The sequence below is a fragment of the Rhodopirellula sp. SH410 genome (assembly GCF_055811895.1).
This window is the reverse complement of sequence record NZ_CM147949.1, coordinates 614,478-627,173: the sequence shown is the minus strand read 5'-3', so window position 1 is coordinate 627,173 and position 12,696 is coordinate 614,478. Positions and strand designations below refer to the sequence as shown.

The 12,696-nt window shown below is 57.1% G+C and carries 15 protein-coding genes; 1 reads left to right on the top strand and 14 read right to left on the bottom strand.

Going from position 1 to position 12,696, the window contains the following annotated elements; genetic code table 11:
* Positions 1-3,192: an FAD-binding and (Fe-S)-binding domain-containing protein gene (locus tag SH410x_RS02610; RefSeq protein ID WP_473674331.1), complete on the top strand. Its 3,192-nt coding sequence runs from the start codon at positions 1-3 to the stop codon at positions 3,190-3,192.
* Between the two features lie 64 nt (positions 3,193-3,256).
* On the opposite strand, the gene csrA is transcribed toward SH410x_RS02610, so the two are convergent.
* From csrA to rplX, 14 genes are all read right to left on the bottom strand, one after another.
* Positions 3,257-3,481 (bottom strand): carbon storage regulator CsrA, encoded by a 225-nt coding sequence (gene csrA, locus SH410x_RS02605; RefSeq protein WP_146392584.1) that lies wholly within the window; start codon positions 3,479-3,481, stop codon positions 3,257-3,259.
* A 417-nt stretch (positions 3,482-3,898) separates the two neighbouring features.
* Positions 3,899-4,363 carry a flagellar assembly protein FliW gene (fliW, locus tag SH410x_RS02600; protein ID WP_473674329.1) on the bottom strand — a complete coding sequence of 155 codons (465 nt, stop codon included), beginning with the start codon at positions 4,361-4,363 and terminating at the stop codon, positions 3,899-3,901.
* A gap of 371 nt (positions 4,364-4,734) precedes the next feature.
* Positions 4,735-5,280 carry a DUF421 domain-containing protein gene (locus tag SH410x_RS02595; RefSeq protein WP_473674327.1) on the bottom strand — a complete coding sequence of 182 codons (546 nt, stop codon included), beginning with the start codon at positions 5,278-5,280 and terminating at the stop codon, positions 4,735-4,737.
* Between the two features lie 157 nt (positions 5,281-5,437).
* A complete protein-coding gene (locus tag SH410x_RS02590) occupies positions 5,438-5,800 on the bottom strand; it encodes a hypothetical protein (protein WP_473674326.1) in 363 nt (120 codons plus the stop codon).
* A 650-nt stretch (positions 5,801-6,450) separates the two neighbouring features.
* A complete protein-coding gene (locus tag SH410x_RS02585) occupies positions 6,451-6,999 on the bottom strand; it encodes an adenylate kinase (protein ID WP_473674324.1) in 549 nt (182 codons plus the stop codon).
* Positions 7,000-7,024: 25 nt separating this feature from the next.
* Entirely contained in the window at positions 7,025-8,419 is a 1,395-nt protein-coding gene (gene secY, locus SH410x_RS02580) for a preprotein translocase subunit SecY (protein ID WP_473674323.1), read from the bottom strand.
* Between the two features lie 268 nt (positions 8,420-8,687).
* Positions 8,688-9,185, bottom strand: coding sequence for a 50S ribosomal protein L15 (gene rplO, locus SH410x_RS02575; RefSeq protein ID WP_473674321.1), 498 nt, complete (start codon positions 9,183-9,185; stop codon positions 8,688-8,690).
* 139 nt (positions 9,186-9,324) lie between these two features.
* Entirely contained in the window at positions 9,325-9,861 is a 537-nt protein-coding gene (gene rpsE, locus SH410x_RS02570; RefSeq protein WP_473674319.1) for a 30S ribosomal protein S5, read from the bottom strand.
* An 83-nt stretch (positions 9,862-9,944) separates the two neighbouring features.
* The gene (gene rplR / locus SH410x_RS02565) at positions 9,945-10,313 is read right to left on the bottom strand and encodes a 50S ribosomal protein L18 (RefSeq protein ID WP_473674317.1); all 369 of its coding nucleotides are present in this window, start codon (positions 10,311-10,313) and stop codon (positions 9,945-9,947) included.
* Between the two features lie 22 nt (positions 10,314-10,335).
* Entirely contained in the window at positions 10,336-10,881 is a 546-nt protein-coding gene (gene rplF / locus SH410x_RS02560; protein WP_473674315.1) for a 50S ribosomal protein L6, read from the bottom strand.
* A gap of 82 nt (positions 10,882-10,963) precedes the next feature.
* Positions 10,964-11,359: a 30S ribosomal protein S8 gene (rpsH, locus tag SH410x_RS02555; protein WP_146408429.1), complete on the bottom strand. Its 396-nt coding sequence runs from the start codon at positions 11,357-11,359 to the stop codon at positions 10,964-10,966.
* Between the two features lie 31 nt (positions 11,360-11,390).
* Positions 11,391-11,576: a type Z 30S ribosomal protein S14 gene (locus SH410x_RS02550; protein ID WP_146389996.1), complete on the bottom strand. Its 186-nt coding sequence runs from the start codon at positions 11,574-11,576 to the stop codon at positions 11,391-11,393.
* Positions 11,577-11,671: 95 nt separating this feature from the next.
* Entirely contained in the window at positions 11,672-12,247 is a 576-nt protein-coding gene (gene rplE, locus SH410x_RS02545) for a 50S ribosomal protein L5 (RefSeq protein ID WP_473674312.1), read from the bottom strand.
* Positions 12,248-12,327: 80 nt separating this feature from the next.
* On the bottom strand, positions 12,328-12,675 hold the full coding sequence (rplX, locus tag SH410x_RS02540; protein ID WP_473674310.1) for a 50S ribosomal protein L24: 348 nt from the start codon (positions 12,673-12,675) through the stop codon (positions 12,328-12,330).
* Positions 12,676-12,696: the final 21 nt, after the last annotated feature.

Here is a 12,696-nt window from a genome sequence, read left to right as displayed (position 1 = left end):
ATGCGCACTGATCTCGACCGCCAACGATTGCACGACGACCTCCGCGGCTTAGTCGATGGGGAGGTTTTGTGCGATGACGTGTCGCTCCAGCTATACGCTTCGGACGCGAGCATTTATCAGATCCGGCCGATGGGTGTCGTCCGACCGCGATCAGCGGCAGATATTTCGGCAACGGTGATTTACGCCCGTGACCACGGTTTGACCATTCACCCCCGCGGCAGCGGCAGCGGTGTGGCGGGTGAATCGCTCGGCCCAGGCATTGTCCTGGACATGTCATGCCACCTGCGGCGTGTTTCATTACAAGAAGACGCTACCCGGATCACGGTCCAAAGCGGTGCGACGCTGGCCAGCGTCAATCGGCTGCTCGCCCACGCGGGACGTTGGTACGGCCCCGACCCCGCGACCCGCGCAATCAACACCATGGGCGGCGTGATCGCGACGAACGCATCGGGCAGCCATTTCCTGCGTAGTGGCTCGGCACGCGACACGATCGAATCCGTGCGTGTGATCAACGCCCAAGGCGAATTGGTGGAACTGGCCCAGCACGCGCCCGACGATTACCTGCCGTCACCGAGCGTCGCGGGCGATGAGGGTGGGGTGGGGTTCCCCAATCGCGTTGCGCGGGGCCTGTGTGAGATCCAGAATCAGTTTCGCACGCAGCTGCAATCCCACCCGTTTCGTTCACCGGCGAGCAATGGGTATCGAATCGACGATGTCGTTGACCCGTCTGGTGTCGTCGATTTGGCGAAATTCTACGCGGGCACCCAGGGCACGCTGGCAGTGATGGTCGACGCCACGCTCCGCACTGAGTTGATCCCTGCTCATCGCGGCGTCGTGCTGTTGTTCTTTCGCCGCCTCGATTCGGCGATGCGGGCCGCGGTGATGGCGCTCGACCACGGCCCGATCGCCTGTGACGTGATGGACCGCCGGTTGCTGCAGATCGCTCGGGAGGGTGAAAAACGCTTTGCTGACCTGGTACCGCGGGAAGCCGAAGCGGGCATGCTGGTGGAAATTCAAGGGGAATCGCTCGGCGATCTCTATCACCGCTTGGGTATCCTGCGGAAAACGCTGGCCAGCGGTCCCGATGCCGCCTTCACATCCCAAGACACCGTACAGAATGACCAACGCGATCTGTTTTGGGTGCTGTTTCGGCGCGTGATTCAACGCCAATACCGCGTCCGCGGGCGCGCCATGCCGCTGCCGTTTGTCGAAGACATCTATGCGCCTCCGGAGCAACTTCCCCAAATGTTGTTTGCCGTGCAAGACGTGCTCAAGCGGCACCAAGCGACCGCGACGGTCTTTGCCCACGCGGGGCATGGTCAACTGCATATCCGGCCGATGCTGGACCTGGCCAATCCGAAGGATCGGGAGCGAGTGCACCCGCTCAGCGAAGCGATCGCGGAAGTCGTTTGGCGACAAGGTGGCCAGATCGGCGCCGAACATGCCGCTGGGCTCAGCCGCTCGTACCTGATGCCGACCCAGCTTGGCGATTTATGGCCAGCGATGGGCCAGGTGAAGCGACTCTTCGACCCCCAACATCGTCTCAACGGCGGCAAATTATTCGGTGCCGTTTTGCAGAAACCTGACGAGAACCTCCGCCCATTCAATCACACGATCGAGATTGTGGCATCGGGGCGTAGCGTCCTGCCACAACGCCGATCCGATGACGGACTGCCGGCGATCGCACCGGACGAAAAGATCGCTCTGGCGATGCTCGAGCATTCCCGCAGCTCTCAAGCCAACGACAACTCGGCCGCTGAGCGAGGCATCGCTGCGGATGACGAATCATCCAAACCCGCGTCACCTGCGGAAGCGAAGTTGGTGGAGTCGGCGGCGTCGAAGCTAGTCACGTCGCTGATGCCCCACGAGCCGCCGCCGCAGCTCGAAGTATTGCAACAATGGTCGGGCAGCGCCCCGATTGCGACGACCACTCGAGCCTGCAACGGATGCGGGCGGTGTCGCTCGAACAGCGCCGACGAGCGCCAATGCCCCATGTTTCGTGTCACCTCGATCGAGGAGGCATCGCCTCGCGCCAAAGCGAATCTATTACGAGGGGTGCTCAGTGGCGAACTGGGCGTGGACGAGTTGACCGGCGAACGTGCCAAAGCGGTCGCGGACCTATGCTTCAATTGCCACTCCTGCCGCATCGATTGCCCGGCGTCGGTAAACATTCCCAAGATTGTCGGCGAGATCAAAGCGCAGTATGTGGCCACGAACGGATTGGCGTTGTCGGATTGGTTAATCAGCCGCATCGATTTGGTGGCGGCCGCCGCGTCGCGAGTGGCTTGGTTGTCCAATTTCCTGCTGCGTCGACGCTCGATGCGATGGCTCGGCGAAAGCCTGTTTGGTTTGTCGGCGGCCCGCCACATCCCGCCTTTGGTGAATGAGACATTCCTCCGCTACGCGATCCGTCGCCGCTGGCACAAGGCGTCACCGCACGGTGGTTTGAAGGTCGTCTACTTTGTCGATCACTACGCCAACTATCATGATCCGGAAATCGGACGGGCGCTGGCCGAGATACTGCAGCACAACCGCATCGGGTTTTATGTGCCTGTCGGTCAAGGACTTAGCGGCATGGGACGAATCACGGCGGGCGATCTCAAAGGTGCTCGCCGGGTCGCCAGGCGGAACGTTCGCGTGCTCGCGGACGCTGTTCGGCAAGGCTACACCGTACTGGCGAGTGAACCGGCGGCCGCATTATGCCTGCAGCACGAGTACCCCAATCTGCTCGATAGCGAAGACGCACACCTGGTTGCCCGCCATTCCTACGAAGCCTGTCAGTACCTGTGGTCGCTGCACCAAGAGGATCGTCTGGAGCTCGAATTCGCGCCGATTGATCACCGGATCGTCTACCACCAACCCTGTCACAGCCGGGTACTCGATCGGGAACCGACCGCGGCGAGCTTGATGCGTTTGATCCCCGGCATCGAAGTCGATGTGGTCGGCAAGGGTTGCAGCGGGATGGCCGGCACGTGGGGGCTGCATCGAAAGAATCTTCGCAACAGTTTGCGAATTGGATGGCCCATGATTTCTGCCGTTCGCAAGGCCGTGGATGCGGCACCGGCGACCGAATGTAGCGCATGCAAATTACAGATGGAGCACGGGGGCGATTACTCCGCCGTGCATCCATTGAAATTGCTCGCTCACGCCTATGGGCGGATGCCGCGACCGAATTTACGCGATGACACGTAACTGCCATCGCCGGCCGATCGGTTTCGCAGCGCCCGCGGCGGCGCGAAACTGGCCGAGCCGTGACTCAAGATTTCGGGGGACGGACGTCCTTCGTAGCACCCGCTCCGGTCTGCGAAGCGCGGCGATTTTCACGTTGGATGGCATCGTAGACCTCCTGACGGTGCACCGGGATCGCCTGCGGCGCCTCAATGCCGAGACGAACTTTGTCGCCTCGAATGTCAACGATGGTCACAACCACGTCATCACCAATCATGATGCTTTCGTCGCGGTGTCTGGAAAGGACGAGCATGATGTCCTCGGTTTGCTATTCTAGGGGGAGAATCTATGGGACCAAATTGTTTGGAATCTTGATGCGTTCGGTTCGGCAATCCTTGCCGTGATCTGCATTCCATTGCAACAATCCAACGAGGTCTAAAGTGGCGGCAAAACTGATTGCCTCCGCCTCGTTAAAAGATTGATCGTCTCCCACACTCCCTTTTGTCCACGATCTGCCCAGAAGGTCCGCACTTACCGGTCATGCCGATACTAGGTGTTAGCGGCTCGCGATGCCGCTACGCAAGAATACGACACCCGTTGGCATGAAAGGGTTCATTCTCCGCACAAATGACGAGCATGATGAGGTGCGTGAGCGCTCCTCATTCCCGGTGATGTCGTCGCTCTGACAATCGCCGAGCGAACCGCTAACCGCCAATAACAAACCGTTCGCTTACGCGGCGCGGACCTGCGAAACCGGTAAAGGCGCCACACTCGTCTTGAGCAACGTGGGTAGCGGTTGACGCAGAGGCCGGTCGTCATTGGTGATAACCTGACATCCCAGCCGCCGGTCCAAATTAATTAGCAGCGGAGCACGTAAGTTCGTCGTCAATTTCCCGACGTGACCGGCAACGGTCGTCATCACGTAGACCTCTGCACCGCTACCGAGATGCAGACCCGCTAAATCGCGACGACCAACGTGGACGCGGTAGTCGGGAAAAAACGCCCGCGGGCTGACCACGGCTAATGCCCGGTCCCCTCGCGCTGCGGACTGCAACCAGGCCACTGATTCGTTGTCAGGATCGGGGATCATCGCCCACTGGTGCAGCGATTCCATTCCGACCAGGCCCTGCGGGAAGACGAACAGTTGATCGGCGTTCAGTTCGAGCGTGCCGAAGCGATGTGTGTCAATCCGCATGGCTGGGTTCCGGGTATCAGGGTCTTGCGCGTGATGAAAGTAGCGTTACTCCATTTATCGGCGCAGGTCGCCAGCCGCGATAACCGATTCTAATGAAGAAACCGAAAAAACCGGCATCCCCCATGCCGTCATCAAAATCCCCCTATCTTAACGCTCGCGAACGCCCCCCAGGAGAACGCCTTCAAGGCCGGAGGGTTGCATTTACAAAACGGCCCCTTCGAACTCGCTCTCAGGCAGGAACGCCGCTGCCGATCACAGGGGCTCCGGGGACCTGGAACGGGACATCACCGGCGGCGCGACGAGAGATCACCAAGGAGTGCATCGTGAACGGGTCCGCCCCCGTACACGCGCGCGCCGATTGAGTCACCCTTTCAGCTCGAAAGTAGCTCTGCACCCACCACATCCTGCATGAAGTCAGACTCAATCTTCACGCTCGCGTCTGCCGAATGCAAAACCGAAATGTCCCCGGTTGTTTCGAAAATCACCGCGAGCACCTGATCATAGTTGAGAGCGTTCGCCTCTCGTAATTTCGCAAATACATCTGAGCGAGTAACGTTCGCTTGACGTAGGTTCTCGTCGATGAATTCACCGCCAGCCATCAACAGCATGGGTTCGTTGTCCACAACTCGACTGAACCAAGACACGCGTCGCCGCAAAAAGGCCAGCAGCCATTGCCCGAGGTAGAGACACGCGAGCGAAAATAACCCAAGGGTCAACGCTGGGCTCGGGGAAGAAATCGTGGATGCAAACAATGAACCCACAGCGACCGTCATCGCGAAGTCAGCTGCTGACATCTTCGAAAAACTTCGTAGCCCCGCAAGCCGCGTGAACACCAAAATTGCCACATAGGTCACCACTGCTGATAGCAGTACCATGGCCATGTCGCGGGAATCAGCAAATATCCATTCGCTCTGCATCGTGGCTACCTGACTCAGGGATTATCGAATCGCTAACAGCACCGGAGCGGTGAACATCTCGAAGCCATCGATGGCGACTTCCGACGGGCACCTCCCCGACAATCCACATCCCAGGCTCCAACCTGGGAGTGCTATCACACTTTCAACCGAGCGAATTTCAACTCGTGTGCTGGTATTCATAGGCATGTCGGATGTAGCGACGGTCACGGGCGTAATCCCCTGAATAATCCGCTTGCAACTTCTCGTCCAGGTCTTTGTCCCAGGCGGGGTAGTCCGACCGGTACTGTCGCTGAGCGGCATACCCAAACCGGAACGCTTGTTCGCGATTCTCGAACGCGTCGTCGCTACCAACCATCTGCTTGACGGTATCGTCAACATCTTGATCCATGTCCCGGGCCTCATCCGAGCCAAAATCGGCTTTCGTTTGCTCCCAGTCATTAGCAAACGCCTTCTTGACGCGTTCCCAGGTACTCAATTCGTCGTCGGTTTGCCAGGCGGGTCGGTGGGTTGTGTTGGCCATTGTTGATTCCCTTTTCTGAAGAGGTAAAGTCGATCTTACGCATACGAGCTTTGCGTATGCGAAGAGGTGACTACGCAACTCCTGAGCCAAACCGTTTCTCAGCGATAGAGTTCATGTCCACGCCAACTCCACACGCCGGCCGATGCAACCCAATCTGCATTGGCGGGCTGCTGAGTCTGTCGAAGTTCGACCGGCAATCGTGAGCCCAATGCCAACAGGCAACGGGAAACTCGCGCCACCCGGCCGATTACGCGACTCGGCGCATTCAATCCACAGCCCCATCGCGACTCTACTTTCAAATAGCAGGACCACAAGCAATTGTGAGCGATGGGAAGTCAGCACGGCTGATTTGATATCAACCAGCAAAAACGAGCTCTTCCTCGCTCATCCGACCGAAGCGTACGTTTTGTGTGAGGGGACATCGGTAGCGATCACAAATGAGTAACCCAGATCGCAATGTTCGCCAGAACGTGGATTCCACCCGTTTTGCGACCGTAGCGACATTTGCCGTAGCGACTCGCAGCGAAGTAGGCTTCCGCCGGATCGCGTTGCGAAGCCGGCGTGTCGCTGGAGGTCTCTGAGTTAGATGGACTTCTCGCTCGGGACAATGGTCCCAAGCTACGAATCCAGATTAACCGAGCTCGTGGAATTCAACTCAGCTGGCAGATCGCGTCGAAGACGCCGTCCGCACTCTGCATCCCATCGACCGCACGGACGAGGTTCTGGCGTTCGTAGTGGACCAGAAGCGGGGCAGTTCGCTCCTCGTAAATCTCAAACCGTTCGCGGATGAATTCCGGAGAATCATCGCTACGCTGGCCACTTTGGGACCGCTGAGAGAGTCGTTGCATCAATTCAGAGACCTCGACCACTAGATGAAACACGTGATCAAGCTGCTGCGAACGCTCACGCAACACCGCATCAAACGCCTGCGCCTGCACCAGCGTCCGGGGAAATCCATCGAGCAAGTAACCGCGGCGACAATCCTCCGCGCCGAGTCGCTCGGCGATCATCGTCATGATGAACTCATCGGGAGCGAAGTGCCCGCGATCGATGCGTGAGTGAATGTCTCGCCCCGCCTCGCGGTCAAGCGAGCGAAGCATCTCACCGGTACTGATGTGCGGAACTCCGAGGTGAACACTCAATCGCTCACACTGAGTGCCCTTACCAGATCCGGGCGCACCGATGAAAATAATTCTCACAACTGAGTCGTCCCCACTGGGAGCTCTAGACAACCGGTGCCGTACCGCCGCCAGCCCCTTCGAGCAGACCGCGATAGTTACGCATCACCAAGTGACTGTCAATTTTCTGGACCAAATCGAACGCGACACTGACCGCGATCAACAGCCCCGTCCCGCCGTAGAAGCCTGCGATCGAGTAAGGCACACCGAGCGATCCGTAAACAATCGTCGGAACGATCGCGATCAGACCGAGGAACGCGGCACCTACGTAGGTGATACGCACCATAACCTTTTCCAAGTAATCCGTTGTGCGGCGGCCCGGACGATAGCCTGGAATGAACGTGCCACTCTCTTTCAGGTTATCACTCATTTCCTTCGGGTTGAACGTAATCGCCGTCCAGAAGTAGCAGAAGAAGAAAATAAGCGCGACGTAGAGCAGGTTAAAGAAGTAAGACGTTTGGTCACTCAGAGTCAGACTGACGGTATTCAAAGCTCGGAACAAGGTTCCTGAGGAATCGAAGCGGCCCGCCAGGAAACTAAAGAACACGCCGGGGATCATCAGCAAACTGCTGGCGAAAATGATCGGCATCACGCCGGCTTGGTTGATCCGCAGTGGCAGGAATTGACGTGTACCACCGTAAACCCGCCGGCCTCGTGTGAACTTCGCAGACTGCGTGGGTATCTTCCGCTGACCCAACGTGATGAAAACAACACCAAAGACCACGACAACGAATAGCACGACCAGAATAATGAGCGTCTCGATCCCGACATCACCCTTCGACAGGCCAGTCAACTGGGGTTTCATCCCCGAGACCAACTCAAAGAGCGCCTTGGGCATCTGAGCCAAGATGCCTGCCATGATCAGAAGGCTGATCCCATTGCCGATACCGTACTCGTCGATCTGCTCACCCAACCACATCAGGAACACGGTTCCCGTCGTCATCGTGAGGACAGCGACAATCTGCCAGCCAAAATAGAGTTGCTGGTCAGCGTTCATGAAGCTCGGATTGATATTGCTGGTCCCATCGGCACCCGCCATCAGCATGAACTTCAGATACATATAGCTCTGCACAAGGCAGATCAGGACGGTCAGGTAACGCGTATACTCGTTGAGTTTCTTGCGTCCTGCCTCGCCTTCCTTCTTCAGGTCTTCGAGCGGCTTATAGACGCTACCCAACAACTGGAAGATGATCGACGCGGAGATATAGGGCATGATGCCGAGACCAAAGATGGTCGCCTGTCGCAGGTCACTGGCAGCAAAAACGCTGACCTTTTGCAGGAAATCGGCAGCACCGCCACCGGCGGCATCCTCGAGGTTCGTTGCGATCATCGGCAACGGGATGTGAAACCCAATGCGATAAACAGCAAGTAGCCCGATCGTCAGCAAGATCTTCTTGCGGAGTTCGGGTATCGAGAAAATGATTCGGAGCTTTTCGAACATCGATCCGTCCGTCGTCGAGCGTTGGAGGGGGAAGTGAGGCGTAGTACGCCGAGGAGTCTAGCGATCGACAGCGATCAACACGAGAGCGGTTTCCAGAACCAACGATCTTCGTTGCCAGAAAATCAACTAGGCCCCGACGCGTCAACATCCAGGCCTGTCTGATCATCTCGTGAGCCTGAGCGTGCAAGCCCGGAGACTGGCACCGCTGCCCGATACCTACGGGCAGGCGGCTCACTTGGATGGAAACATTCGCTCCAGTCGCTACGAATTAGGCGTTTGCCTTCTTCAAGTCTGCAACACGTTCATCCGGGGTGCGCTTGGCTGGGATCTTATCGATCGTCCCACCCGCCGCGGTGATCTTGTCCTCAGCGGTCTTGCTGAACCGGTGTGCACGAACGGTGAGCTTCTTGGTGATTTCGCCATCGCCGAGGATCTTGACCTCGTCAAAGGTACCCTTGGCAACATTCTTTTCAGACATCGCTTCGAGGGTGACCGTATCGCCATCGTTGAAGATTTCATTCAACCGAGCGACGTTGACCGCGAACACGGTAACGGACCACTTGTTATTGAAACCACGTTTCGGGATGCGGCGGAACATCGGCATCGCACCGCCCTGGAAGTTAGGCTTGCGGCTGTAACCGCTGCGGCTCTTGTGTCCCTTGTGCCCCCGACCAGAAGTCTTGCCGGTGCCGCTACCAGGGCCACGGCCGATACGTTTTCGATTGCGGTGCTTCGTGATTCCGCGATGGATGTCGTTGAGTTGCATAGTAACGATAGTGAGTTGGGAGGACTGAGGGATGAGACAATCTCTCGCTCAACATCCTTCTGATAAAAATGAGCTTCGAACCGATCCAACCCGCGAGCGAACCCGCGACAAGCGCCGTCGGCTCACGGCGTACAGCGGCCTAGGCCTCGATGAGTTCTTCGGGAGTCAATCCACGAAGAGCAGCGATTTGTTCGCGTGTCCGCAACTTACTCATCGCGTCGAGTGTTGCCTTGACCAGCGTCACCGGGTTATTGGTACCGTAAGACTTGGTGAGAATATCGTGAATACCGCTCGCTTCGCAAACGGCCCGCACGGCTTGGCCGGCGATAATACCCGTACCAGCACCCGCGGGGATCAGAAGCACCTTAGCGGCACCGAAATGGCCCCACACCTGGTGCGGGATGCTGCCGTTGACGAGCGGTACTTCGATCATGCTTCGCGAAGCTTGCTTGGTCGCCTTCTGAACGCTCGGTGGCACTTCATTGGCTTTGCCGTATCCCCAACCCACACGACCGTTGGTATCGCCGACGACGACCATGGCGGCAAAACTAAACCGGCGACCGCCTTTGACGACCGCGGCACAGCGTTTAATCTTCACAATCCGGTCGACCAGACCGCTTTCCAAAGCAGGTTCTTCTTTTTTGCTGCGTCGGCTATTGCTGCGTGAGTTACTCATTGTGGCAAATAATCTGCTGAAAGGGTTGCAGAAGGCGGCATTTGGCCGACTGCTATTTTTGAGTGGGAATGGCGTTGGTAAACTTAGAACTGAAGACCGGCTTCACGAGCGGCTTCGGCGAATGCCTTCACACGACCATGATATTTATTGTGGCCGCGATCGAGCTGAGCGGTTTTAACACCCGCTTCGGCGGCTCGCTCTGCCACGAGTTTACCAACCATTGCCGCCGCGTCACAGTTGCCACCCGCCTTCACTTGGTCGCGGATGCTCTTATCACGCGTGCTCGCACTCACAATCGTTGTGCCCTGCTCGTCGTCGACGACCTGGCAAGCGAAGTGCTTGAGCGAACGGTGAATGCACAGTCTTGGTTGACTAGCATCACCACGCAATTTGTTACGAACGTGATGGCGACGGCGAAGTCGCCTCGACTGAATCTTCTTGTTTTTATCCATGACGATGCACCGATGATTGTGATTATTTGGTAGCGGACTTGCCGGGCTTGATCTTGACGTATTCGCCTTGGTAGCGAACGCCCTTGCCCTTGTACGGTTCGGGCTTACGCAGCGAGCGAATTTCAGCAGCGAACTGCCCCACCCGTTGCTTGTCACAGCCTTGAACGACCACGTGTGTTTGATCGGGGCAGGTGACCGTTAAATCAGCCGGAATTTTGCGATGAAGTTCGTTCGCGAAGCCGACCCGGAGCTGCAACACGTCGCCGTTAATCGCGGCCAGGTAACCGACGCCGACAATCTCCAGCTTCTTCTCATAACCCTCCATCACACCGGTGACCATGTTGGCCAAAAGTGCGCGTGTCAAGCCATGGAATTCTCGAGAGGGACGAGTGTCATCCGCACGTGTGACCGTCACCTCGTTGCCATCGCCATCGACGCTCACGGAAACTTCGGGGCGGTGCGTGAACGTCAACTTACCTTTGGGGCCTTCGACGTTGAGCGTGCGGTCATTGACCGCAACCGTCACGCCGGCAGGGATCGCGATGGGCTTTTTACCGATGCGGCTCATGGCTGATTCGCTTGAACAAACTGGGAATGTGGGAGGATCACCTCGAATCGACCGAGGTGTGAAAAACTAAAACGCAAGGGTCTCAGGACACTTCACAGAGAACTTCGCCACCGATTTTCTCGCGGCGAGCTTCCCGGTCACTGACAACACCCTTGCTGGTGCTGATAATGCGAATTCCGAGACCGCCGAGTACCGGACGCAGTTCTTTACTGCGTGAGTACATCCGACGTCCAGGCTTACTGAGTCGCTTGATCGTTTGAATCACGCGTTCGCCGTTGGGGCCGTATTTAAGCTCCAAACGCAGCGTCTTACATGGCTCGGTGTCTTCCTCTTTCCAGTCCCAGATGAAGCCTTCTCGCTTCAGGACGTCGGCCAAACCGCGTTTCACGCGACTGGCAGGAATGTCAACATAGGGCCGTTCAACACGCACCGCGTTACGGATTCGTGTGAGCATATCGGCAATTGGGTCGGTCATCATAGCTGTGGGTTCCCTTGTATTGTTTCCAAACTCACCAACTGGCCTTACGCACGCCGGGGATCAACCCGATGTTCGCATTCAGGCGAAAACAAATCCGGCACAAACCGAATTTGCGATAGACCGACCGCGGACGACCACAATAGTTGCAGCGGTTTTCTTTCCGTGAGGAAAACTTTGGCGTGCGAGCCGCCTTGGCGATTTTGGATTTGCTTGCCACGAAAGGACCTGCGGTGAACGGAGCGGGCGGCAAAGCCCATTTGGGAAACGTAACGGTGATGTTGGTTAAAGTGAACGAATCACTGACTCTGCGTTTTAAGCAGCGCCGGTTTTTTCTTTGGGCTGTTTGAACGGCATTCCAAAGTGCTCGAGCAACGCTCGGCCTTCGTCATTGGTTCGACCCGAGGTAATGATACTGATGTTCATGCCCTGCTGCCGCACAAATTTGTCTGGATTCAGCTCGGGAAACACGAGTTGCTCATTCAGGCCCAGCGTGTAGTTACCGCGCCCGTCAAATGCGTTGCGATTGATTCCGCGAAAGTCACGGACCCGTGGCAAAACCACGGAGATCAGACGATCGAGGAACTCATACATACGTTGGCGACGGATCGTCACCATGCAGCCGATCGGCATGCCTTCCCGCAGTCGGAACGTGGCGATCGACTTGCGAGCGAGCGTCAGAACGGGCTTTTGACCGGCGATCTGAGTCATCGACTCGTATGCCATGTCAAGAACCTTCTTGTCCGCAACAGCGGCACCCACACCCATGTTCAGCGTGATTTTCTCAAGCCGGGGGATCTGGTGAACGTTGGCGAAACCGAACTGCTCTTTCAAGGACTCCCGAATGGATTCCTCGTAGCGAGCTTGCAATCGTGGTTTGGTAGTGGACATGGAGGCGTTCGCGCCGATGTGATGAAACGTTGGGAATTAAAATTGAATGTCGCTGCCGGAAGATACGGCAACCTGGAACTTTACTTCGCTGCTCGGCTTGATTTGGCGGGTGAAACCTGGCCCAAACTCGCACCACTCTTTTTGGCGAAACGTTCTTTACTGCCGTCTTCGAGATATCGCAAACCGATTCGACTGGGGCTACCAGAGGTCGGGTCCACGATCATCACGTTGCTGGCACAGATCGGCATCTCTTTGCTGAGACGACCGCCCTGAGGGTTCTTTTGGCTTTGACGAACGTGCTTCCAAACCTTGGCGGCACCTTCGACGATCACCTTTTTGGCATCACGATCGATCTTGATGATTTTCCCCTTGTGCCCTTTATTGGCACCGGAAATCACGATCACTTCGTCATTAATTCGGAAATTCATTTTGTTTGCTTCTAGCAATTT